The organism is Sutterella sp. AM11-39 (assembly GCF_003472385.1).
In the GTDB taxonomy this organism is placed as follows: Bacteria; Pseudomonadota; Gammaproteobacteria; order Burkholderiales; family Burkholderiaceae_F; genus Duodenibacillus; species Duodenibacillus intestinigallinarum.
In genome coordinates, this window is sequence record NZ_QRLV01000007.1 from 1 (window position 1) to 22,128 (window position 22,128).

At 57.6% G+C, this 22,128-nt stretch carries 22 protein-coding genes; 13 read left to right on the forward strand and 9 right to left on the reverse strand.

The window, feature by feature from the left end:
- Window positions 1-224: 224 nt before the first annotated feature.
- Window positions 225-434: a hypothetical protein gene (locus DW133_RS06760; protein ID WP_118275894.1), complete on the forward strand. Its 210-nt coding sequence runs from the start codon at window positions 225-227 to the stop codon at window positions 432-434.
- The gene (locus DW133_RS06765) at window positions 392-607 is read left to right on the forward strand and encodes a hypothetical protein (protein WP_233542136.1); all 216 of its coding nucleotides are present in this window, start codon (window positions 392-394) and stop codon (window positions 605-607) included. Before DW133_RS06760 ends, DW133_RS06765 begins: the two co-directional genes overlap by 43 nt.
- Window positions 608-610: 3 nt before the next feature.
- On the opposite strand, the gene polA is transcribed toward DW133_RS06765, so the two are convergent.
- On the reverse strand, window positions 611-3,367 hold the full coding sequence (gene polA, locus DW133_RS06770; RefSeq protein ID WP_118275895.1) for a DNA polymerase I: 2,757 nt from the start codon (window positions 3,365-3,367) through the stop codon (window positions 611-613).
- Between the two features lie 193 nt (window positions 3,368-3,560).
- On the opposite strand from polA, the gene DW133_RS06775 reads away from it, so the two are divergent.
- The 5 genes from DW133_RS06775 to DW133_RS06795 all read left to right on the forward strand — a co-directional run bounded on the left by DW133_RS06775 (window position 3,561) and on the right by DW133_RS06795 (window position 7,301).
- Window positions 3,561-4,028 carry a hypothetical protein gene (locus DW133_RS06775; protein WP_118275896.1) on the forward strand — a complete coding sequence of 156 codons (468 nt, stop codon included), beginning with the start codon at window positions 3,561-3,563 and terminating at the stop codon, window positions 4,026-4,028.
- A gap of 8 nt (window positions 4,029-4,036) precedes the next feature.
- Entirely contained in the window at window positions 4,037-5,014 is a 978-nt protein-coding gene (locus DW133_RS06780; RefSeq protein WP_118275897.1) for a homoserine kinase, read from the forward strand.
- Window positions 5,015-5,078: 64 nt separating this feature from the next.
- Window positions 5,079-5,861, forward strand: a complete 783-nt coding sequence (locus DW133_RS06785) for a BPSS1780 family membrane protein (RefSeq protein WP_118275898.1) — start codon at window positions 5,079-5,081, stop codon at window positions 5,859-5,861.
- 132 nt (window positions 5,862-5,993) lie between these two features.
- Window positions 5,994-6,566, forward strand: coding sequence for a nitroreductase family protein (locus tag DW133_RS06790; RefSeq protein WP_118275899.1), 573 nt, complete (start codon window positions 5,994-5,996; stop codon window positions 6,564-6,566).
- Window positions 6,567-6,575: 9 nt separating this feature from the next.
- Window positions 6,576-7,301: a nitroreductase family protein gene (locus tag DW133_RS06795; RefSeq protein WP_118275900.1), complete on the forward strand. Its 726-nt coding sequence runs from the start codon at window positions 6,576-6,578 to the stop codon at window positions 7,299-7,301.
- A 95-nt stretch (window positions 7,302-7,396) separates the two neighbouring features.
- Here the strand turns inward: DW133_RS06795 and proC are convergent, their stop codons facing one another.
- Entirely contained in the window at window positions 7,397-8,206 is an 810-nt protein-coding gene (proC, locus tag DW133_RS06800; protein ID WP_118275901.1) for a pyrroline-5-carboxylate reductase, read from the reverse strand.
- A 162-nt stretch (window positions 8,207-8,368) separates the two neighbouring features.
- Between proC and DW133_RS06805 the strand changes: the two genes are divergently transcribed.
- The 4 genes from DW133_RS06805 to DW133_RS06820 all read left to right on the forward strand — a co-directional run bounded on the left by DW133_RS06805 (window position 8,369) and on the right by DW133_RS06820 (window position 12,028).
- On the forward strand, window positions 8,369-9,247 hold the full coding sequence (locus DW133_RS06805; RefSeq protein ID WP_118275902.1) for a DMT family transporter: 879 nt from the start codon (window positions 8,369-8,371) through the stop codon (window positions 9,245-9,247).
- 29 nt (window positions 9,248-9,276) lie between these two features.
- Window positions 9,277-10,131 (forward strand): sulfurtransferase, encoded by an 855-nt coding sequence (locus tag DW133_RS06810; RefSeq protein ID WP_118275903.1) that lies wholly within the window; start codon window positions 9,277-9,279, stop codon window positions 10,129-10,131.
- 185 nt (window positions 10,132-10,316) lie between these two features.
- Window positions 10,317-11,438 carry a hypothetical protein gene (locus DW133_RS06815; RefSeq protein ID WP_118275904.1) on the forward strand — a complete coding sequence of 374 codons (1,122 nt, stop codon included), beginning with the start codon at window positions 10,317-10,319 and terminating at the stop codon, window positions 11,436-11,438.
- Window positions 11,439-11,446: 8 nt separating this feature from the next.
- Window positions 11,447-12,028, forward strand: a complete 582-nt coding sequence (locus DW133_RS06820) for a hypothetical protein (RefSeq protein ID WP_118275905.1) — start codon at window positions 11,447-11,449, stop codon at window positions 12,026-12,028.
- Between the two features lie 92 nt (window positions 12,029-12,120).
- On the opposite strand, the gene DW133_RS06825 is transcribed toward DW133_RS06820, so the two are convergent.
- Entirely contained in the window at window positions 12,121-13,254 is a 1,134-nt protein-coding gene (locus DW133_RS06825) for a BMP family ABC transporter substrate-binding protein (RefSeq protein ID WP_118275906.1), read from the reverse strand.
- 13 nt (window positions 13,255-13,267) lie between these two features.
- Between DW133_RS06825 and DW133_RS10120 the strand changes: the two genes are divergently transcribed.
- Complete coding sequence (locus tag DW133_RS10120) at window positions 13,268-13,405, forward strand: hypothetical protein (RefSeq protein WP_199588843.1); 138 nt, start codon at window positions 13,268-13,270, stop codon at window positions 13,403-13,405.
- A gap of 5 nt (window positions 13,406-13,410) precedes the next feature.
- On the opposite strand, the gene DW133_RS06830 is transcribed toward DW133_RS10120, so the two are convergent.
- The 4 genes from DW133_RS06830 to DW133_RS06845 all read right to left on the reverse strand — a co-directional run bounded on the left by DW133_RS06830 (window position 13,411) and on the right by DW133_RS06845 (window position 18,195).
- On the reverse strand, window positions 13,411-14,532 hold the full coding sequence (locus DW133_RS06830; protein ID WP_118275907.1) for a BMP family ABC transporter substrate-binding protein: 1,122 nt from the start codon (window positions 14,530-14,532) through the stop codon (window positions 13,411-13,413).
- 110 nt (window positions 14,533-14,642) lie between these two features.
- Window positions 14,643-15,569: an ABC transporter permease gene (locus tag DW133_RS06835; protein WP_118275908.1), complete on the reverse strand. Its 927-nt coding sequence runs from the start codon at window positions 15,567-15,569 to the stop codon at window positions 14,643-14,645.
- 2 nt (window positions 15,570-15,571) lie between these two features.
- Window positions 15,572-16,663, reverse strand: a complete 1,092-nt coding sequence (locus DW133_RS06840; RefSeq protein ID WP_118275909.1) for an ABC transporter permease — start codon at window positions 16,661-16,663, stop codon at window positions 15,572-15,574.
- A gap of 2 nt (window positions 16,664-16,665) precedes the next feature.
- Window positions 16,666-18,195 carry an ABC transporter ATP-binding protein gene (locus tag DW133_RS06845; RefSeq protein WP_118275910.1) on the reverse strand — a complete coding sequence of 510 codons (1,530 nt, stop codon included), beginning with the start codon at window positions 18,193-18,195 and terminating at the stop codon, window positions 16,666-16,668.
- Window positions 18,196-18,471: 276 nt separating this feature from the next.
- On the opposite strand from DW133_RS06845, the gene DW133_RS06850 reads away from it, so the two are divergent.
- Window positions 18,472-18,855 carry a RidA family protein gene (locus DW133_RS06850; protein ID WP_118275911.1) on the forward strand — a complete coding sequence of 128 codons (384 nt, stop codon included), beginning with the start codon at window positions 18,472-18,474 and terminating at the stop codon, window positions 18,853-18,855.
- A gap of 85 nt (window positions 18,856-18,940) precedes the next feature.
- Here DW133_RS06850 and rlmB read toward each other — a convergent pair whose 3' ends face one another.
- Together rlmB and DW133_RS06860 are read right to left on the reverse strand one after the other, a co-directional pair.
- The gene (gene rlmB, locus DW133_RS06855) at window positions 18,941-19,678 is read right to left on the reverse strand and encodes a 23S rRNA (guanosine(2251)-2'-O)-methyltransferase RlmB (protein WP_118275912.1); all 738 of its coding nucleotides are present in this window, start codon (window positions 19,676-19,678) and stop codon (window positions 18,941-18,943) included.
- Window positions 19,679-19,680: 2 nt separating this feature from the next.
- Complete coding sequence (locus DW133_RS06860) at window positions 19,681-22,011, reverse strand: ribonuclease R family protein (protein ID WP_118275913.1); 2,331 nt, start codon at window positions 22,009-22,011, stop codon at window positions 19,681-19,683.
- Between the last annotated feature and the right edge of the window lie 117 nt (window positions 22,012-22,128).

Below are 22,128 nucleotides of genomic sequence, written 5' to 3' on the forward strand. Positions count from 1 at the left end.
GTCTTGCGACCGGTTGAAATCCTTCGCCAATGTTGGAAGGGGTTTACCTGTTCGCGGCACCGCTCCTACCTCTCAGAGCTTTTAACCGCAAACCGCAGAGCGCGGGACTAGGATTGACATCCCGCGGTGCCTATACATTCCCAACCAACGTAGCCCGCCTTTTGGGCGGTCTGAGGCTAGTCAACCAAGGCTTTTATCAAGCCTCGCTCTTTAGAGCGGGGTAGTTGACTCAAACCCACCGACTTTTCTCGAATCTCACCGTTGAAGAAACCATCCGTTTTCCGGTTCTGTTCGGCAAGCGAAAGCCGCTTCTTGCCTTCGACGAGCTCGTCGAGCTGCTCAGCATTGAAAAGCTGCTGGAACGCCGCCCCAAATCCTTTCCGGACTCTTGTTGGGCGTTTCGCGCGCAAGCGGCGAAGTCGGCATCACCATGATGGTGGGCGGGAACCTTTCGGGCAAAACGAACACGCTGTCCTTGGAGATCTTCAACGCGGTCTCGCGCGCAGACTTCGATGCCGCCGCAGCTCTCTGCCTGGTGCTCTCGATCTTCACAATTCTGATCTTCGCGGTTTTGGAAGGCCTTCGCCGGCGGACGCCCTCCGAGTAGCAGTTAATGCGCCGCTTCCCAGTTGTCGGCCACGCCCACTTCTGCAAGCAGCGGCACGGAAAGCGAAGCGGCCGACTGCATGATGCCGGCAACGTTTTGCTTGACCAGTTCGACCTCGTCCTCGGGTACTTCGAGAATCAGTTCGTCGTGCACCTGAAGGATCAACCGGCTCTTGAGATGCTGTTCCTTAAGCCAGCGATCGAGCGACACCATCGCACGCTTGATCAGGTCGGCGGCCGTACCCTGCATCGGCGCATTGATGGCGGCGCGTTCCGCCCCTGCACGCACGGCCGGGCGGGAACTCAGAATATCGGGCAGCCACAGGCGGCGACCGAAAGCCGTCTGCACGTAGCCCTGCGCGTGTGCGGCTGAGCGTGTCTGCTGCATGTAACGTGCGACCCCCGGGTAGCGGGCGAAATATTCCTCGATGTAGTGCGAAGCCATCCGGCGTTCGATGCCGAGGTTTTGTGCCAGACCGAAAGCGCTCATGCCGTAGATCAGACCGAAGTTGATCACCTTGGCCATGCGACGCTGTTCTGGAGTCACGTTTTCAGGCTGCGTGCCGAACACTTCGGCAGCCGTGGCGCGGTGAATGTCCTTGCCTTCGCGGAAAGCCTTCAAAAGGCCCTCGTCCTGGGAGATGTGCGCCATGATGCGCAGTTCGATCTGCGAGTAGTCAGCCGAAATCAGCTTGCATCCGGGCTTGGCGACGAACGCTTCTCGCACGCGGCGCCCTTCGGCGGTGCGCACCGGGATGTTCTGCAAATTGGGTTCGGAACTTGCCAATCGCCCCGTCACGGCCGTTGCCTGACCGAAGGTCGTGTGCACGCGGCCATCTGCGGCGTCGGCCATCTGCGGAAGCTTGTCCGTATAAGTACTCTTGAGCTTGGACAGCGCTCGGAATTCCAAAATCAATTTCGGCAGCGGATAGTCAAGCGCCAATTCACTCAAGACTTCTTCGTCGGTCGATGGCGTCCCTGAAGCGGTCTTTTTCTTCACCGGCAGCTGAAGCTTTTCGAAGAGAACCTGTGCGAGCTGCTTGGGACTGGCCGGATTAAAGGCGCCGCCCGCAATTTCCTCGATCTTTGCCTTGACTTCATCGATGCGCTCGGACAATTCCTTGCTTTGCTGTGCAAGTTTGTCGCGATCAATCAATACGCCCGTACGCTCCATCCCGGTGAGCACCTGCATCACAGGAAGTTCCATATCGCGATAAATCGATAAAAGCGCTTCGTCTTCGGCAAGTTTCACCCACATCACCGAAGCGGCGGTACGCAAAAGCGCAGCGGTACGTACCCCGAAGGCTGCGGTGTCTTGCATCGGCACGGCAGCTGCATCAACCTTGCTTGCTCCCTTTCCGTAAAGCGCCTCATCGTCCTGGGCCGAGAGTCCGGCCGTGCGGGCGACGATCTTGGCGAAGTTGTGCTTGAGATGCGCTTCGAGCACATAGCTCATGAGCATGGCGTCGTGCACGGTGCCCGCCACAGGAAGTCCGGCGTTGGCCAGCAGATGCTGGCAGCGCTTGGCATCAAAAAAGACCTTGGCAGTCGTACCCGCAAACCACGGCGCAAGACGCTCGCAGAGGGCTTTTGCGTCCGCGTTCTGTCCCTCCTGATGCGCCAAGGGGACATAGGCCGTGCGCAGCGGATTAATCGCAAATGCCACACCCACCGCCGCATCGTGCATGGGGCTGGCGCTGTTGCCCGCCACCCAGACGGCCACGGGGAAGCGATCGGCGGCAGCCGCATTGAGTTCGTCGGCCAAAACGGCGATTTCTTCAGCCGTACGTACGACGCGCACATCATCTGCCACAACGGAAACGGGCGCAGGCGTCGTCTCCCCGGCTCCTTCCGTCGGAATCGAGGGTGCGGCAAAAAGATCAGGCGTCATCGTCGGAACGACTGTTTTGGGAGTGCGCGCGGCACGGCGCCCCGCAGAACCGCTCATTTCCCAACGAGCGTAGAACCGAGCGAGAGCCTGGGCGTCCGGGTCCTTTTTGGCAAACGCGACCGGGTCGAACGTAACGGGCGCCTGCGTACTGATCGTGACCAACTTCTTTGCAAGATCCAGAAACGGAATACCCTCTCGCAGATACTCGCCGATTTTGCCCTTGACGCTGTCGGCATTGGCCACGAGATTGTCGAGACTGCCGTATTCGGCAATCCATTTGGCTGCGGTCTTCGGACCGCACTTGTTGATGCCGGGCACGTTGTCGACCTTGTCACCCATGAGTGCCAGATAGTCGATGACGCGCTCGGGATACACGCCGTACTTTTCAAAGACGCCTTCGCGATCGAGCACGATCTTGGACATCGTGTTGATAAGTTGAATGCGATCCCCCACAAGCTGCGCCAAATCCTTGTCACCGGTCGCGATCACGACGTCCCAGCCGGCGGCTACCGCCTGCACGGCCAGCGTACCCAGCACATCGTCGGCTTCAACACCTTCGATCTGCAACAACGGCCAGCCCTGAAGCTTGACCAGCTCAAAGATCGGCTCGATCTGGCTTCGCAATTCTTCAGGCATCGGCGGACGGTTGGCCTTGTACTGCTCAAAGAGCTCGTGGCGGAAATTCTTCCCCTTGGCATCAAAAACGCAGATTTCGCAATCGGGCGACACGGCCTCGTGCACCGTGCGCAGCATTCCGTTGAAGCCCTTGATGGCGCCCGTCGGCTCGCCCTTGCTTGTGGTCAAAGGCGGCAGCGCGTGAAAGGCTCGGAAAAGGTAATTGGAACCGTCGACAAGAAGTAGTTTGGGCATGAATCGATCGTCTCAAAATTTCAGTCACTCGATTCTAAAGAATTCCGCGGCCGCAACAGTGTCGCAGAAACGCTCCACTCCATATTTTTAAGGCGCTCCTAACACGTTTTAGGCCCGTAAAACCGCTAAGATAGAGACACACGCCGAGGATTTCTTTCCGCGGCAAACTGATAAAGAAAGAGAGGATTTTTGAATGCGTAAACTCTTTAGCGCACTGGTTTTGGCCGGCATGGCCACCGGTCTTTGGGCACAGGTCAACGATGCGCCGCCCGCCTACGTTCCGCCCTCCGAAGAAGTGCAGCGCAACGCTCCCCCTGCCCCCGATCTGAACGCCAACGTCAAGCGCTCGAACCGCGATGCCCGCGAAACATACGAAGCCTCGCGTCTGGAGCCGTCCGAACGCGACATGCAGCGCGCCCGTGAAGAGCGCAGCAAGCGTGTGGATACCGGCAAGGTGACGAAATATCGTTCGGAATACGGCACGATCATCGAGGAAACACACGATCAGAACAACCGCGTGACCGACGTGCGCGTGACGCCGGGCTCGACCGAAATCCCCTACACGATGAAAAACCGCAGCGACCGCCCCGTTGACAACCGTCCGGGTGCCGATCCCCGCTCCACGCTCGATACGCCGAAGTTCATCGAGTTCAGCTGGTAATTCGGATCATGGCCGTCTTTACGACACTGTCGACGCAGGACGTGCGCTCCCGGCTCCCCGACTTCAACATCGGGGAGCTTTTGTCGCTTGAGCCGATTGCAAGCGGCATTGAGAACACCAACTATTTTCTGGACACGACTGAGGGTCGTTGGGTGCTCACCGTCTTTGAACGGCTCTCCGAAGAGCAGCTTCCCTTCTATCTGGAACTGTGCGCGCACCTGCGCGGACAGGGCTGCCCTGTGGCCGCTCCGGTGCGCACGAAAAACGGGCGCCTCTTTTCGCACATCAAGGGTAAGCCCTTTTCCATCGCCAACCGTCTGGAAGGGAGCAGCATCGAAAACGTCACCCCGCAGGAATGTGCCAGCATGGGTGAAGTACTCGCCCGCATGCATCTGGCAGCAAAAAGCTTCACGCTCTTTCAGGAAAACCTGCGAGGTCCGCAGTGGTGGAAGACAACGGCGCCGATCGTGCTTCCCCACCTTGCCCCCGATGTGGGTCAAATGCTCTCTGAAGAGGTCTCGCATCAGCTTGCCGTCTTCTCCGATCCCGACTTCAAGACGCTTCCCGTAGCCGCCTGCCATTGCGACCTTTTCCGCAACAACGCCATGATCGTCGGGCACGGCACCGCGCAGGAACGCGTGAGCGGCGTATTTGACTTTTACTTTGCGGGCTGCACGGCTCTTTTGTTCGATGTTGCCGTCACCGTCAACGACTGGTGCACGGACTTCAATGCACCCGACCTGCGATTGGATCCGAACAAGACCGAAGCCTTTCTCAAGGCATATCACGCCGTGCTTCCTTTCACGCAAACCGATTGCCGTTGGTGGCCAGACATGCTCAGAGCCTCCGCGCTCCGTTTCTGGCTCTCTCGCCTGTACGACTTCTACCTGCCGCGTGAGGCAAGCATTTTGAAGCCCCACGATCCAACATATTTTGAAAAGATTCTGAGGAATCGAAAGCGCGAAACTATTGCGCTTGTTGCCTAAAATTTTGCGTTCTGGGAAGAGTCCTCTCGGCTCTTTCCTTTGTTTCATTCAACCTTTTGTTTCAATGACTGACAGCAACACTTCGCGCCGTCTGCCCGCCGCAAGCGGCTGGTACTGGTTTCGCGACGCCGCAACGGCCGTCGGCCGCAAACCCCTCAATCTTTTGGCCGTCACGATGCTCTACCTGCTCATCATGGGCTTTCTGAGCGCCATTCCATATGCGGGCATCGTCTTTGCGGCGCTCTTCATGCCCTTTGGCACCGCCTTTATCGGCCGCAGCACGCGCACCGCGCTTCAGGGAGGCGATCCGCGTCTTTCCGAACTCAAGGCTGTCTTTGCCGATCCCGTCGTGCGTCAAAACCTTATGCGCATCGGCTTTGTTTACGGCTTCATTCTCATCACCGTCAACGCGCTCTACGGCCTGATGGCCGCCGACTCCATCGCGCTCTGGAAGATTGACGCCAACGATCGGCTTGACTGGGCAAGCGTGCAAGCCAACATTCCCTGGGACGCCATCGTCGCCGTGACTGTCGTCTACATTCCCGGTCTCATGGCCGTGTGGTTTGCCCCGCTTCTGGCTTCGGAAAAACGCATGAGCTGGGGCAAGGCCGTGTTTTATTCGTTCTTCGGATGCCTGCGCAACATCATCCCGGTGATTTTGCTTGTGCTGCTTGTGGGCGCCATGATCGTCGCCTTCGGGCTGCTTGCTTCGGCACTGATTACTGCGTTCGGCTCGACCGACGCCGCTGTGACGTTCGTCGTCATGCCGCTTGCCTTCATGATGCTCACGCTCGTCTACTCGGTCTATTGGCCCATGTACGCTTCGCTCTTTGAAGACGTTCGCTAAAAGAAGTCTTCCGGCGTCATCACAATTTCGAAAAAAAGGATTATTCTCGGTTGGCATTTCTGCGCGAAGGCCGACCGAGTTTTCTTTTTGCGGATCCGCTTTTTCGCACGAAAAATTCCTTGGAGTTGAGATATGCAGACGACCATTGAGCTGCCGCCGCCGGTGGAAATGACAATGCCTTTTTCGCAGGTGTTGGGACGTCGCCGCAGCCGCCGTGAATTTTCAGATCAATCTCTTGATCTGCCGCTTCTTTCGACGCTGCTGTGGGCCTGCGCCGGACAAAACGGCGCCGACGGCCGACGCACCGCGCCTTCGGCTCTCGACAGCCGCGAAGTCGAATGTTTCGTTTTCGACCAAAAGGGGGTGTGGTCCTATTGCGCCGAAACCAATGCTCTCAAGCTTCTTGCCGAGGGTGATCACCGCTCGGCTACCACTGCGGGGCAAGACTTCGTGCATTCGGCTCCCGTCACGCTGATCTTTGCGGTCAATCAGGCAAAAACCGAACGCATCTCGGGCGGTCTTGCAGGCGCCATCTGTCAGTCGGTCGATGTTGGCGTCATGGTTCAAAACGCGCTTCTGGCGTGTTCGGCCATGGGCCTTGCCGCCGTTCCGCGCGCCTGGTTTGAGCCGCAGACCGTACTTCAAGCCCTGGGACTCACCTCCTACGATCCTCAAATGGCCGTCACTGTCGGCTTCCCGAAATAAGGAGCTACGATGAAACGCATTGATGAACTCAAAGACATCATCAAAGGCAAAAAAGCCGCTGAGGCACCCAAGGCTCCCGAACGGGAGCTGCCAGAGCCGGACGATATGTCGATGTCGCTCACAGAGGTCCTGATGCGCCGACGGTCGTCGCTCGATTTTTCCGACGCCCCCATCTGCGACGAAGATTTGGTGCGCATCCTGTGGGCGGCTGACGGCTTAAACGGCAAGGGAAACAACGCAAACCACCGCACGACACCCACGACGCTCAATTGGAAGGAAATCGACACTTACGTCGTCAAGGCCAACGGCGTATGGCTGTGGGTGCCGGAGCGCCGCGTCTTGTCGTTTGTGCATGAGAAGGACTGCCGCAAGGACTTCTGCCTGCTGCAACCGATGGTCAAGCAAGCGCCTGTACATCTGGTCTACGTCTATGACCAAGCCAAGACGCAGGGACTGATGACGGATCTGGCCATGCAGATCGTGCAGTTCATCAACCGCAAGAACATCACGAAACTCTCCAACGAAGTGATGGCGCACGCTCCGCTTCTGGACACGGGAGCCAAGGTGATGTCCGTTTACATGGCCTGCGCTGCGCTTAACATCAATTGTCTGGCGCGACTTACCTTCGACTCGGAAAAGGTGCACGACACGCTTCAGCTTACCGCAACGCAAGTGCCCCTGTGCGTGCAGACGCTCGGCTACAGACCCAAAGGACTTCTGGATCTCGCTTTCTGATCGACCAAACGTTTGACGCCGGCTCGGTTGAGTCGGCGTCTTGCTTTTGATTTGCAGTCCAGGCCGTCAAGCCTCTGATTGATCAGAGGAAGACATCAGGAAAACAATTCGCTCATTTCTTTGCTGCGGGCTCTGCAGGCCTGCACCGCCGCCTTGACGGTACCGCGCAGATCGTGCGCTTCAAACGCTTCGATTGCCTTGGCCGTCGTGCCGCCCTTGCTCGTGACGTTGTGACGAAGCACGTCAAACGCCTCACCGCTCGTGCGAGCCAAGGCCGCCGCGCCTTCCACCGTGCTGAGCGCAAATTCCTTGGCCTTTTCAGGAGTAAGACCTTCCTGCACAAGCGCGTCGGCAAGTGCTTCCATGAAGAGAAACACGTAGGCGGGTCCCGAGCCGGGGCCGGCGGTCACCAGGTGCAAATCGTCCTCGCTTTCGACCCATACCAAATCGCCAACCGTCTGCATAACATATTGAGAACGTGTGCGGTCGTCTTCGGTTGTCCGCGGACCGGCAAAGAGTCCAGAGAAACCCTTTCCCACCATCGAAGGCGTGTTGGGGATGCAGCGCACCACACGGCAGGTGCCGAGCCACTCGGCAATCACGTCGGCGCGAACGGCCGCTGCGATTGAAAGCACCGTCGTCTCGGGCGACACCAACGAAGCCACTTGCTCACAACATTCCTTGAGTCCCTGCGGCTTGACGGCCAAAACCACAACGTCAAGCGCCGTGATCCAGTCGCCGGGTTTCTCTTGCGTCGTGATGCCGAACTGCTCGCGCAACGCGGCCAATTTTTCGGGATGACGATCCATCACCGTCACAAGCTTCGGATCCGCGCCGCTTGAAACCAAGCCCGCCACAATGGCACGCGCCATGTTGCCGCCGCCTAAAAAGCCGATTTTGAGCATCTGTCGAGTCTTCCAAAAGATGTTGAAGAAAAGTCGTGACGATCATCATACCGCGGGCATCCCGGGAGAAAATCGCAAACTCCAAAAGTCGTCGATGCGTGATTTGGTGCAACCGATTTTGACTATAGTGTCATCTCGTTCAACAAAATGCACAGCTAAACGATGTCTTCCTTCTGGATGCTGGTGGCGTCCTTTCTTTTTGCAGTCATGGCGGCAAGCGTCAAGATGGCCGCACCGGAAATCGGATCCTTTTCGATGATTCTCTGGCGCGGCGTCTTCGGCTTCGTCGCGATTTTCGTCTGGGCCCTGGCAACCGGCCGGTCTCTGAAGACACCGTGCTTCGGCTCTCACGTCAAACGCAGCGGCATAGGTACCGTGGCTCTGGGCATGTGGCTATATGCCGTCGCCAATCTTCCGCTTTCAACAGGCATGACGCTCAACTACACCTCGCCTCTTTTCATGGCGGCCTTCGTCGTGGGAGCCGCACTTTGGTACAAGAGGCCCGTGCAGTGGCAACTCGTTGTCGCTACGGTCGTGGGTTTTGCGGGCGTTGTGGAAGTACTGCAGCCGGAGTTTCATGCGGGTGATATGTTTCCGGCTCTCATCGGTCTGGCCTCAGGATTGCTGTCTGCCGTTGCTTACATGCAGATTCGGGAACTCACGCGTCTGAACGAACCCGACTGGCGCGTGGTGTTTTACTTCACGCTGTTCAATATCGTCTTCGGCGCCATCACGCATCCGATCTTCGATCAGCCCGACGTGTACACCACCAAGAGCGTACTGTGCATCATTGCAGCGGGAAGTTCCGCTACGCTCGCTCAGATTGCGCTCACCAAGAGCTACGGATCGGGCAATCTGCTTCTCAGTTCCATTCTGTCGTTCTCTGCCATCGTCTTTGCAGTCATTATGGGCGTCGTGATTTTCGGCGATCCCATCGAACTGCAGAGCTTGCTTGGGATCGCTATCATTATTTTTGCCGGTGTTTGCGCGAGTGTCATCACCAAGCGCGCATCAGCCCGTAAAAAGAAAGACCCATCCTAATTCCATCGAACCGTCTTTAGGAAAACAGCATGTCCGGCTCTCAGCTCATCTCCGTTACCGAACTCAACGCTCTTTTGTCCGATCCCAAGCTCGTGCTGCTTGATGTCCGCTACAGCCTGACCGATGCGGCTTACGGACGGGCCGCCTATGCCGAAGGTCACATTCCGGGAGCTCGCTTTGCCGATCTCAAGACCGACGTCGCCGGAGTCTGCTCGGGCAGCAATGGCCGCACGCCGCTGCCGGATTCCGGACGCTTTTGCGTCAATATGCGTCGCCTCGGACTCAATCCGGATTCAACCGTCGTCGTCTACGACGACGGAGAAAGCAACTTTGCCGCCCGTCTCTGGTTTACGCTGCGCTGGGTCGGTTTTGCCAACGTACGCGTCCTAAACGGCGGGCTTTGCGCCTGGAAGGCAGCAGGTCTTGCTCTTCAGGTCGAAGAACCCGAATGGGAAGCCGGCACCTATCGCGCCACCATGCCGCTGGAGCGCGTCTTTGACGACGACTTCGTGGAACGCAATCTGGAGCTTCGCGACTACACGCTCGTCGACGCGCGCGCTCACAACCGCTATACGGGCGAAGTCGAAAACCACGATCCGAAAGCGGGACACATTCCGGGCAGCCTCAACCGTCCGAGCGGCGATAACCTCCTTCCCAACAAGTGCTTTAAAGACACGGAAACGCTTCGTCGAGAATTTGAGACGGTCTTTAACGGTGTTCCTCACGCCGACATCATCAACAGCTGCGGCTCGGGCGTGACGGCCTGCTGCAATCATCTGGCCATGATGGAAGCGGGCATTCCGGCCGCGGGCGTCTACATCGGCAGCTGGTCGGAATGGGTAAGCGACGACAACCGTCCGATCAAAACGGGCGACGAACCGTAACGGCACCGTTTTTGCCCAAATTGCTCCGATTCAAGACCCGAGCACCTGAAAATTTCGAGGCGCTCGGGCTTTTTTCGAGCAATTCCTAACCTTCGTCTAGGCCTCGCCGTTCTAAAATGGCTCGATTGACTGCGCTAAACCGTAGTCGCCGATGAGACAAGACCATTCACACAGAAAGCAGTACCGTGAACGACACCAAAACCATTTCCTTTTCCATGGATGCGGCCGGACAGTTGCGCGCAGCCGATTTCAAACCCCGCAGCCTCAAGAAGGTGCTTGAGTCCGAGCTGGGCGAAGACTGGAAGAAATCTCCCAAAAAGCTCCTCAAGGCCATGACCCGAGTGTCCGACCTCTACACGGTCATCTTTGCCGCGCGTCAGCGCATGATTCCCGAATACATCGCCAAGTACGAAGCGCTGCATGATAAGGTCCGCGAATTGAGCGCACAGGGCCTCAAGGCGCTCGAACTCACCAAGGACGGCCTTCCCTCTCAGGACGATCTCGACGCCGCACAATCCAATGATGTCTTTGAGCTCTACGCCGAAACGCGCCGCGACGCGCTTCGCTGCCACCGTGCACTCTCGCTGATGCAGAAGTCTTCGCTCACCGACTGGGTGGAGCGAATGGACAAGACCGAATTCAAGGCGCTCACTGCCACAGCCAAGACACTCTTGGAACGCAACATCCGAAAGAGCGACTCCCTTTTCTGCGCGCTCAAGGACAGCCCCGAGGGCGCCGCCCTCGCCGTGCTAATGGATATGCCGCCCGCCTCGCTCAAGCCCTTCGGCTTCTCGCAGACGATGCTCGGCGACGTGCCCTGCGCCGTGGTTTCCGATCGCAAGGCATTCAAGAGCTGGTGTGAAGAGCAAGGTTTCGAATTCTCGGAGACGACCGCGGCTGAAAAGTCCCGTACACCCGTTCCCCAAAAGTCCGCTAAAGTCGAGAAAAAGGCAGAAAAGCCGGCAAAACCGGCCAAAATCACCAAAACGGCTGTTAAGCCGCAAGAAAATCTGACGGTCAAGATCATCAAGACGGAAGCCAAGCTTGCAACCTCCAAGCCCAAGGCCGCTGCGCCGGCAAAGGTATCGCCCGCACTCAAATCCGCCGCGTCGGCTTCTTCCGTCGACGATCTCGCCAGCCGCCTTGTGAGCAGCCTTCAGATTGCGCCGAGCGCCGTCGAGCACCGTTCGCCGGGGCGCCCCCGCAAGAACGCCTCCAAACCCGCTGCCGCTCAGACGGGCGTCTCGACGACAATCTCCTCCCGTCCGGCTTCGCGCAACAAGTCCGGCGGCAACCATAAGGCATAACACGAGCCATGGATCACTACGGCTACGCCGACGCTCTGCGCGACGCCGTGCAGAGTCTTTCGACCAAAGAAGCTCAGGACATGCTCTTTGACTGTCTTTTGAGCGACACGCAAAAGGGAGAGCTTCTGATCCGGGCGCTCCCCACAACGCCGCCGCGCGCCGTGGCCGAAAGCTTTGCGCGAACGATGCTGTCAATTCTCAGAGAGCTGTCCGACCGTCTGCGGGAAGATGCTGCCAAGCCCACGCTTGCCTTCTTTCTTCCCACAAACATCGATCATTACTTGAAGAAACTCGCGGAATTTTCCGCACAGGCCGCACAGCGCCTGCCCGTGGGCGTTCTTTTTCCGATGCTTTTTGCGATTGAAGAGGAAGCGCGCCGCATCACCACGACGACCGTTTTGCCTCACGGAGCCGACTGCCACGATCCGCTTTTTACCTCCGCGCTCAAGGCAATGATCGGTCTTTCTCCGACCAAACGCTGGCAGACGGCTGAACTCATCCGCGCCTACGTGGGTACGCTTCACGAAGAGCGTCACCGCACGCTCGTTTTGGACAGCCTCAACAAGGCGCTCGCTGCTGCCGAAGCCTGAAAATACGCCGCCCGGTTGCAAAAAGGCCCGCATAAGCGGGCTCTTTTTTGCGCAGTCGCCCGCAAAAGGCGACTGCAGTAGGAAGCATCCGATTACTTGTTGCTCGGGACTTTGCCGGTCACGCCCTTGACGAAGTAGTTCATCGTGGTCAGCATCTTGTCGTCGGCACGCTTGCCTTCAGGGATCTGAACCTTGCCTTCGTTGTCCACGATCGGACCGGTGAAGACATCGAATTCCTGCTTTTCCATCTTGGCGTAGGTGGCGTTGATGTCGTCAACCACCTTCTTGGAAGCATCCTTGGAGATATTGGACAGACGCACCATATGCATTTCGGCGCCGCCCCAAATCGGCTCAACCTTCCACTTGCCGTCCATCACTGCCTGGATACGCTTGGCGTAGAACTCGTCCCAGTGGTGCGTCACGGCACCGATCAGCTGCGTGGGAGCGGCCTTGACCATCGGGGAGTTGTAGCTGATCACTTTCACGCCCTTGCTTTCGGCCGTAGAGGCCACAGCCTGGGAGTTGGTGTGGTGCGTGATGATGTCGCAGCCCTGGCCGATAAGCGTATTGGTCGCATCGGCTTCCTTGCCCGGGTCATACCAGGTGTTGGTCCAGACCACGTCAACCTTCACGTTGGGATTGATGGTCTGCGCGCCAAGCGTGTAGGCGTTGATGCCCTGGAGCACTTCGGGAATCGGCACAGCGGCAACGTAACCCAAGTGGCCATCCTTGCTCATCGAAGCGGCAAGCTTGCCTGCGAGATAACGAGCCTGATAAAAGCGAGCGTTGTAGTAGCTGAAATTGTCGGCCGTCTTATAACCCGTGCAGTGTTCGAACTTCACATCGGGAAATTCCTTGGCCACCTTGAGCGCCGGGTTCATGAATTCAAAACTCGTCGCAAAGATGATCTTATTGCCTTGCGAAGCGAGATCGCGAATCACGCGTTCGGCGTCGGCCATCGTCGTGACGTTTTCCACAAACTGCGTCTTGATCTTGTCGCCGAACTGCTTCTGGATCAGCTGACGCGATTCATCGTGCTGCTTGGACCAACCTTCGTCGGCGCTCGGGCTCGGATAGATCCAGGCGGCCTTCAAAGGACCGGAAGAAGCGGTGGCGGCAGGAGCCTCTGCCTTCTTCGGAGCAGGTTTGGACGAATCGTCGCCGCAGCCGGCCAGCACCAGGCAGGAAGCGGCAGCAAGAGTCAGGGCAATTTTCTGGAATGCCATCAGGGATGCCTCTTTGAAAAGAAAGGAAAATATGGGAATGGGGAAAGTTGGCGTGATTTTATCAGTTATCGACTCGATGCTGAAAAAGAAAACGGGCGCGCCGGCAAAACGCTTGAGTCTTGCCTTTGCACCCGTCTTCCGGCAACGTTGATTTTGTTACTTGCCGGTGGGCACCTTGCCGATCACGCCCTTGACGAAGTAGTTCATTGTGTTGAGCATCTTGTCGTCGGCAACCTTTCCTTCAGGAATCTGCACCTTTCCTTCGTTGTCGACAATCGGGCCGGAGAAGACGTTGAATTCTTTCTTTTCCATCTTGGAGTAAACGGCGTTGATGTCTTCAACCACTGACTTGGGCGCATCAGGCGTAATGGCCGATAGACGCACCATGTGCATTTCGGCGCCGCCCCAAACAGGCTCAACCTTCCATTGGCCGTCGTAAAGCGCCTGGATTCGGTGGGCGTAATACTCATCCCAATGGTGTGTCACGGCACCGATCAGCTGCTTGGGAGCCGTCTTCGTCATGGCCGAGTGATAGCTGATCACCTTCACGCCCCGGCTTTCAGCCGTTGCGGGAACAGCCGTCGAATCGGTGTGGTGCGTGAGAATGTCGCAGCCCTGACCGATCAACGTGTTCGTGGCGTCCACTTCCTTACCCGGGTCATACCAGGTGTTGGTCCACACGACGGACACCTTCACGTCAGGATTAACGCTCTGCGCACCCAACGTGTAAGCGTTGATTCCCTGAAGCACCTCGGGAATCGGCATGGCGGCCACGTAACCCAAATGAGCGGTTTTGCTCATGGAAGCGGCGAGTTTGCCCGCGAGATAACGGGCCTGATAAAAGCGTGCGTTGTAGTTGCTGTAGTTGGCAGCGGTCTTGTATCCGGTGCAGTTTTCAAACTTTACGTCCGGAAACTCCTTGGCTACCTTGAGTGCCGGATTCATGTACGTGAAGCTCGTGGCAAAGATGATCTTGTTGCCTTGAGCTGCCAGATCACGAATGACTCGCTCGGCGTCCACCGTATTGGTGACGTTGTCGACCACTTGAGTCCTGATCTTGTCACCGTACTTCTGCTCAATGAGCATACGGGCTTCTTCGTGCTGCTTGGACCAACCTTCATCGGCGCGCGGGCTCGGATAGACCCAGGCGGCCTTGAGCGGTTCGGTGGAGGCAACGGCCTTTTCGGCCTTCTTGTCGGTGGTGGTGTCTTCTCCGCATCCGGCCAACAACAGGCAGGAGGCGGCGGCCATCGTCAGGGCAATTTTCTGGAAAGCCATAGTTGTTTATTTTTGTGAAAGCACGAGCAACTTTTCAGACGCAAAAAAGCCGCCGCCGGCCCCGGTTGCTCGCCTTTTCGGGACCATGATCGGCGGCTCAATCAAAAAAATCAGTTTCTCGGATGAAACGTCTTGCCAAGGCTTGCCGGCACGTTGAGCGCAATCCACTTCGGGTTGCGGCTGATGAGGATCAGCACGAGAATGGTCGCCAGATACGGCGTCATCGACATGATCTGCGAGGGAATCTCAATGCCCATCGCCTGCATATTGAACTGCAGCATTGTCACGCCGCCGAAAAGATAGGCGCCGAGCACCACGCGAAGCGGACGCCAGGTGGCGAAGGTGACAAGCGCAAGCGCAATCCAACCGCGGCCCGCCGTCATGCCTTCAGCCCACAGAGGCGTGTAGACAAGCGACAGATAGGCACCGGCCAGACCCGACATGAAGCCACCGAAGAGCACTGCCCAGAAACGGATGACACGCACGTTGTAGCCCAGGGCGTAAGCCGAGCTCGGCGATTCTCCCACCGCACGCAGCATCAGGCCGGGGCGCGACTTGTAGAGAAACCAGCCCACGGCGGCCAGGCCGATCAGGGAGAGATACACAAGGCAGTGCGATGAAAAGAATGCATCGCCCAAGAACGGAATCGATTCAAGACCGGGAATGCCCGTGGGCGCGCGGCTCGGCAACGCCATGCCCTGCAGAGGCTGGCCCACGAAAGCCGAAAGACCGGCGCCGAAAAGCGAGAGCGCCAGACCGGCTGCGTACTGATTGGCGTAGAGTCCAAGCGTAAAAAAGCCAAAGAGCGCGGCCATCACGAGGCCTGCCAGGGCACCGGCCAGGAAACCGAGCGCGAAGCTGCCCGTGGCGTAGGTTACGCCGAAACCGGTCACCGCGCCCATGAGCATCATGCCTTCGACACCCAGGTTGAGAACGCCGCTTTTTTCGTGAATGAGAATGCCGATGGCGGCAATCAGCAGAGGCGTACCCGCATTCAACGTCGCAGCAATGACAGAAGCAATCACACCAGCATCCATGATTAAGCCTCCTTGCTCAGCTTGCGTTCGGTAAAGCCCTGCCAGACAGGCTTAAAGTAGATGAGCGAATCGCAGATCAAAAGGAAAAAGAGAAGCATGCCCTGATAGACACCCGTAATTGAGCTCGGCAATCCCAGACGGGACTGGCCGAGTTCGCCGCCCAGATAAAAGAGCGCCATCACGAAGGCCGCAGGGATGCAACCCGCGGGCGACAGACGACCCACGAAAGCCACGATAATGGCCGCAAAGCCGTAGCCCGGACTGATGTTAAGCGTGAGCTGTCCGACGGGCCCCGCAACTTCGGCAACGCCGGCCAAACCGGCCAGACCGCCGGAAATGAGCATCGAGACCCAAAGCAGACGCTTCGGACGGAAACCGGCGTACTTGGCTGCCAAGGGCGCCATGCCGGAAACCTTGAGCTGAAAGCCGATGAACATACGCACCATCATCACCTGGATGACAAGCGCGGCCACTACGGCCAGAACAAAACCCAGATGCAGACGCGTGCCGCCGAGAATCACCGGCATGCTAGCCGCGGAAGCAAAAAGCGCGGACTGCGGAAAGCCCAGACCGTCGGGATCCTGCAACGGCCCCTGGACACAGTAGGCAAGCCCGAACTGCGCCACGTAGACCAACATCAGGGATACGAGAATTTCGTTGGCGTTGAATTTGTCTTTCAGTAACGCCGTGATGCCGCCCCAGAAGGCGCCGCCCGCAATACCGGCCAGCAGAACGATCACCAGATACCAATGGCCAATGCCGTCGGGGCAAGCCAAAGCTGCCCAGCCGCCGGTGATGGCGCCCGCAAGGAACTGGCCTTCGGCACCGATATTCCAGATGCTTGCTCGAAAGCAGACCACGAGACCGGCGGCGCAAAGCAGCAGCGGCGTCATCTTCACGCCGACTTCGGCCCAACCGCGTAGGGTTTCCAGAGGCGCAATCAAGAACACATAGAGCGCATTGAGCGGGTCCTTACCCAGCATCGCAAACAGAATCGCACCGAATAACACAGTCAGGCCAAGAGCCAGAACCGGAGAAAGCCACATCATGCAGCCCGGGGTTCTGCGGGCAACCAAACGCACAGGAAATTGCATTTTTATTCGGCCTCCTTGTCGGCGGACTGAGCGTGACGGAAGGGGCTGCCCACCCACAGACCGGCCATCCAGCGGCCGAGCTCTTCGGTCGTAATCGAACTGACGGGAATGGCCGGCGATATACAGCCGCGATACATCACGGCAATGCGGTCGCAGATGGCAAAGAGCTCATCGATTTCTTCGCTCACGACCAGAATGCCGGCACCCTCGCTGCGAAGGCGCATCAGAGAATTGTGAATCACCGTGGCGGCCCCCACGTCCACGCCCCAGGTGGGCTGGTCGATGATGAGTACACCCGGAGAACTCAGGATCTCGCGACCGACAATGAACTTCTGCAGATTGCCGCCCGAGAAGCTTCTTGCCGCCGCCTTCGGAGCTTCGGGTTTCACATGGAAGCGCTCGATGACGAGATCGGTAAACGTTTCGGCCTCTTCCTGCTTGATAAAGCCGTGGCTGTGAAAATCATCACCCGTCAAAAGCGTGTTGTTGATGAGCGAAAACTCCGGCACCGACCCGTGACCAAGACGCTGCTCGGGCACGTAGCGCAAGCCCTTGGCGCGACGCTCGGCCGGATCGAGATCGTCAACCGCTTCACCGAAAAGCTTCACGGAACCCTTCGTCTGCTTGAGTTCACCCATGCAAACGCCGAGCAATCGCGACTGACCGTTGCCGGAAATGCCGGCGATCCCGACGATTTCACCCGCACGCACCGTGAGCTTGATGTCCGTAAGCCCCGTGACGTGATGGCCGCCGTCGAGACTCACGCCCTTGAATTCGAGCGCCACTTCGCCGGGCGTGCCTTCCGAAGTCAGAAGCTTGGGCGGTTCCTTGCCGATCATCAGGCGCGCGAGTTCCTCTTCGGTTTTCTCCTTCGGATTGACCGTTTCGATCACGCGGCCGGCGCGAAGAATCGTGCAGCGATCGGCTAGCTCGCGAATTTCGTCGAGCTTGTGAGAAATAAAAAGAATCGAAACGCCTTCGGAGGCAAGCTTCTTGAGCGTTTCAAAAAGCTTGCGGACAGCCTGAGGCGTCAGCACCGAGGTGGGCTCATCCAGGATCAGAAGCTTGGGATTGCTCATCAGGGCGCGGATGATTTCCACGCGTTGGCGCTCGCCCATGGAGAGGTCGGCAACGATGGCAAACGGATCGACCGCAATGCCGTAGCGCTCACCTAACGCATTGATGCGCTTGGCGCACTCCTCCACGGAAATCTTTTCGGCGATGCCGAGAATGACGTTTTGAGCCACCGTAAGCGTTTCGAACACGGCAAAGTGCTGATGCACCATGGCAATGCCCAAACGGTTGGCTTCCGAAGGGCTGCTGATCTGCGCAGGACTTCCGTCAAACTCGATGAAACCCTTGTCCGGCGTGACCGAACCGAAGATGATTTTCATGAGGGTGGACTTGCCGGCGCCGTTTTCGCCAAGAATAGCAAGCACTTCCCCGGGACACACTTCCAGACAGATGTCGTCGTTGGCGACGATGCCCGGATATGCTTTTGTGATGTGATTGAGCCGAAGTCGAGGGGTCATTGCAGGGCTTCTGAAAACGCAAATACCTTCGGTATCTGCAGCATCGTGCAGCCGAAGTCGTAAGGTGCCGTAATTGTAAGGTTTGAGGCTATCTTTTCCAAGAGTGAAAGCCGAGTTTTTCGGTTCTCTCTGCTCGATTCTTCTCTCGGGCTAGGACTCTCTTCGATCCGATTGCTGGAACTTGTCGTTCGTGAGCTTAAAATCCGCTGACTAGTTCGCGACTTTTGCCGCGCTCAGACTTATCTTGTAGAAATCCCAACCAAAGGAACTTTTCCCATGCAGATCGTCACTCCCGACTTCAAAAGCGAAAACAAAGGTCACTACAGCGCCGGCGTCATCTCCAACGGCACGCTCTACGTTTCCGGCCAGCTCTCGATTGATCCGGATACGCGTGAAGTCTGCAAGGGCGACATCCGCGAGCACACCCGTCTGGCTTTGAACAACGTCAAGCGCGTGCTTGATGCCGCAGGCGTTACCACCAACGACGTCGTCTTCTGCCGCATCTACACGCCGGACGTCAACTACTGGGGACCGATCAACGAGGAATACGCCGCATTCTTCGGCGCACACAAGCCCGGTCGCGTCATTGTCTCAACCACAACGCTGCACTTCGGCTGTCTCGTTGAAATCGAAGCCGTCGCCGAAATGCCCGCCAAATAAGCATCACACCGCTTTCGCAAAAAAGGCAGCCTCCGGATTCTCCAGAGCGCTGCCTTCTGTTTAACCGTTGCTAAAAACCGATTAATCAGCTTTGACGCTGACGGACAGTCTCAAAGAGACAAACGCCGGTGGCTACCGAAACGTTGAGGCTGTCGACCGCCCCGAACATGGGGATCTTGGCCAGTTCGTCGCAGCGCTTGCGCGTGAGCTGACGAAGTCCCTCTCCTTCTGCGCCCAACACCCAGGCAAAAGCACGCTTCTGATCAAATTCATAGATCGTCTTTTGCGCTTCGCCGGCCGTGCCGACCACCATAACCCCGGCGTCACGAAGCTCGGTGATGCTCGCGGCAAGATTGGTGACCGTCACAACGGGGACGCTTTCCCATGCCCCCGCTGCGGCCTTTGCGGCTGCAGGCGAAAAGCTAGCGGAACGATCGCGCGGCGCAATCACTGCCTGAACGCCTGCGGCATCGGCCACGCGAAGGCAGGCGCCGAAGTTGCGCGGATCGGTCACGCCGTCGAGAACAAGCAGCAGCGTGTCCGGCGTGATGCTGTCAAGCAGCGTGTCGAAATCGAGCGTCTGTTTAAGCTCATCGGCAAGCGCCACGATGCCCTGATGCGGAATGCCCGGCGCCATACCCTCCAGACGCTTGGCGTCGGCCTGCATGACCTTGACGCCGGCAGCCGCAAGACGATCCTTGCATTGCTGCATGCGCTTGTCGCGGCGCGTAGCTTCGACGTAGACGACACGGATGGAGTCGGGATTGAGTTTTGCTCTGGCATTTACGGCGTGAAAGCCTGCCAATACGACTTGTTTGGGCATTTTTAGAATCTTCTCTTCGTTTTTTTGTTCTTATTGCTGCGGGTGCGTTGTTTATCCGTGTGATTTTGCACCATTTCAAAGTCAATGCGGCGCGTTTCCGTGCTCGCGGCAAACACGCGCACCGTCACTTTGTCGCCGATCATATAGCGCTCGGAACCGAATTCAGCTTCAAAGAGCATCTTTTTGTCGTCGTAATAGAAATACTCCCAGCTGTTGAGACGACTGACATGCACGAACCCTTCGACGAACACGCCGGTAAGCGTAACGTAAACGCCCGCAGGATTGGCGCCCGTAATGACACCCTCAAAGCACTTGCGGCGGTACCCGGAAATATAGTCGGCCTTCATCCAGGCGACGATGTCACGAGAAGCGTCGTCGGCGCGTCGTTCTGCCGCCGACGTCAACAAACCGAGCACTTCCCAGGTCATGTCAACCTTGCTCTTCTTGACTGTTTTTTCGCCCTGAGCAGCCGCTAGCTCCGACATGCGTGCCTGCATCAGCTCCTGCGGCGCCTGCGCCAACACCGGTTCGTAGCGCTCGCCCTTCAAAATAGCACGGATGGTGCGGTGCACCAGCAGGTCCGGATAACGGCGAATCGGCGAAGTGAAGTGCGTATAGGCGTCGTAATTGAGGCCGTAGTGCGGCTTCTTGTCGGGGCTGTATACAGCGCGCTGCATGCTGCGAAGCAAAAGCGTATTGATGACTTCGGCTGCCGGCAGCGTTTCGGCTTCATGCGCCACCTTGGCGTAATCCGCAGGAGTGGGTTTTCCTCCGCCCGAGAGTTTGAGACCGAAGGCGCCGAGCGTCGTACGCAGATTGGCGAGCCGATCTGCCGGCGGCGCATCGTGCACGCGATACAGGCTCTTGGCCTTGTTCTGACCGATGAAGTCTGCGGCGCACACATTGGCCGCAAGCATGCACTCCTCAATCAGACGATGCGCATCGTTGTGGTCGCGTTTGCGGATGGCCACGATCTTCTGCGTCTGCGGATCCGTTACGATTTCGGTTTCGGCCGACGTAAAGTCCGCAGCTCCGCGGCGACCTCGGGCCTGAAGCAACGCCTTAAAGAGTGCGTAGAGATTGTTGATGTCGGTAAGGTTGCCTCCGCGCACCAAAAAGTCCTGCACGTCGCCGTTGAGCGCGTTCCAGACACTCGTATAGGTAAGACGCGCCTTGGACCGAATCAGTGCCGGATAGAACTGATAAGCCGTCACCTCGCCCTTCTCCGAAACGATCATGTCGCAGACAAGCGAACAGCGATCTACTCCCGGATTGAGCGAACACAGGCCGTTACTGAGCTTCTCGGGCAACATCGGCACCACGCGCGTCGGGAAGTACACGCTCGTGCAACGCTGCTGAGCATCGGCGTCAAGCGGACTTTCGGGCGTGACGTAATGACTTACGTCGGCAATGGCGACCAAAAGGCGCCAACCGCCTTCGCCGTCATTGAGCGGAGCACACCATACCGCATCGTCAAAGTCGCGGGCATCTTCGCCGTCGATCGTCACGAGACCAACATCTCGAAGATCAACTCTCTCCTCGATTTCCTTGTCGCTTTCGACCGCATCGGGCAGCGCCTGAGCCTGCGTCTGGGCCTCCTCGGAAAATTCGCTCGGGATACCGAGGCGAGCAAGCGTCATGTCGATTTCGCTTTGCGTGGAGTCGATGGGGCCGATCACGCGTCCGACCGTACCGGTCAACGGCACAATGGCGGAAAACGGCTTGCAGCAAGACTCGTCAATCTTCATCGTGAAGAATTGCTGCTGAAGTTTCTTGACAGCGTTCTTATCCAAACGATTGGCAAACGAAGAGCCGCAGCCTTCCACGCCGGCCGACTTTGCATAGTTAATGGTGCAAACGGGTTCACGCAATGCACGGCTAACCAGAATGCGCGCTGCAAACCCGTAGTCGTCGTTGACATAAGCACCGTAAACAACATCCCCCGGCAACAAACCGTGGTGCGGATTGGAACTTTTAACGCCTTCGACAATCTTGTCGGGATTCTTAAGACTGCGAATCTTGAATTCGCCGGTTCGATTGCCGACCAGACGCACAAGATCTTCTTGCTTTGAAATACCGGGACCACGCGTGTAATGACGGGCTTGCTGAGCCGGCGCAATGATTTCGCTTGCCAAAAGCCTTTCAAAAGCCTCCTTTGCCGCAGCAAGCGTCACACCGAACGTTTCGTGATAGCACTTAGTGAAGACGGTTTTGGAAAAAGAATCCCCTTGGACAAGGACAAATGCCCTGTCGGCGTAATTGGAGGTGTTCTGCTTCTTCTTTTCGGGAGATGCCTTGGATCGACTGGGTTTCTCGTGAACTTTCTTTTGCATTTCGAATTCTCTATGTGCTCTCGGAGCATCAATTGGCTACAAAACGGCAGACGCATCGGCAACATCCTTCTCGTCGGCCTCGAATCAAGCGCATCATACCTGAGGAAAAATGACGGA

What these genes read in the sequence shown, in the direction of transcription:
- DW133_RS06795 (WP_118275900.1), top strand. Translation starts at nt 6,576, where the DNA reads ATGAAACGCATTGATGAACTCAAAGACATCATCAAAGGCAAAAAAGCC.
- DW133_RS06840 (WP_118275909.1), bottom strand. Translation starts at nt 16,663, where the DNA reads ATGCAATTTCCTGTGCGTTTGGTTGCCCGCAGAACCCCGGGCTGCATG.
- proC (WP_118275901.1), bottom strand. Translation starts at nt 8,206, where the DNA reads ATGCTCAAAATCGGCTTTTTAGGCGGCGGCAACATGGCGCGTGCCATT.
- DW133_RS06810 (WP_118275903.1), top strand. Translation starts at nt 9,277, where the DNA reads ATGTCCGGCTCTCAGCTCATCTCCGTTACCGAACTCAACGCTCTTTTG.
- DW133_RS06790 (WP_118275899.1), top strand. Translation starts at nt 5,994, where the DNA reads ATGCAGACGACCATTGAGCTGCCGCCGCCGGTGGAAATGACAATGCCT.
- rlmB (WP_118275912.1), bottom strand. Translation starts at nt 19,678, where the DNA reads ATGCCCAAACAAGTCGTATTGGCAGGCTTTCACGCCGTAAATGCCAGA.
- DW133_RS06860 (WP_118275913.1), bottom strand. Translation starts at nt 22,011, where the DNA reads ATGCAAAAGAAAGTTCACGAGAAACCCAGTCGATCCAAGGCATCTCCC.
- DW133_RS06775 (WP_118275896.1), top strand. Translation starts at nt 3,561, where the DNA reads ATGCGTAAACTCTTTAGCGCACTGGTTTTGGCCGGCATGGCCACCGGT.
- DW133_RS06850 (WP_118275911.1), top strand. Translation starts at nt 18,472, where the DNA reads ATGCAGATCGTCACTCCCGACTTCAAAAGCGAAAACAAAGGTCACTAC.
- DW133_RS06785 (WP_118275898.1), top strand. Translation starts at nt 5,079, where the DNA reads ATGACTGACAGCAACACTTCGCGCCGTCTGCCCGCCGCAAGCGGCTGG.
- DW133_RS06805 (WP_118275902.1), top strand. Translation starts at nt 8,369, where the DNA reads ATGTCTTCCTTCTGGATGCTGGTGGCGTCCTTTCTTTTTGCAGTCATG.
- polA (WP_118275895.1), bottom strand. Translation starts at nt 3,367, where the DNA reads ATGCCCAAACTACTTCTTGTCGACGGTTCCAATTACCTTTTCCGAGCC.
- DW133_RS06820 (WP_118275905.1), top strand. Translation starts at nt 11,447, where the DNA reads ATGGATCACTACGGCTACGCCGACGCTCTGCGCGACGCCGTGCAGAGT.
- DW133_RS06835 (WP_118275908.1), bottom strand. Translation starts at nt 15,569, where the DNA reads ATGGATGCTGGTGTGATTGCTTCTGTCATTGCTGCGACGTTGAATGCG.
- DW133_RS06780 (WP_118275897.1), top strand. Translation starts at nt 4,037, where the DNA reads ATGGCCGTCTTTACGACACTGTCGACGCAGGACGTGCGCTCCCGGCTC.
- DW133_RS06830 (WP_118275907.1), bottom strand. Translation starts at nt 14,532, where the DNA reads ATGGCTTTCCAGAAAATTGCCCTGACGATGGCCGCCGCCTCCTGCCTG.
- DW133_RS06845 (WP_118275910.1), bottom strand. Translation starts at nt 18,195, where the DNA reads ATGACCCCTCGACTTCGGCTCAATCACATCACAAAAGCATATCCGGGC.
- DW133_RS06825 (WP_118275906.1), bottom strand. Translation starts at nt 13,254, where the DNA reads ATGGCATTCCAGAAAATTGCCCTGACTCTTGCTGCCGCTTCCTGCCTG.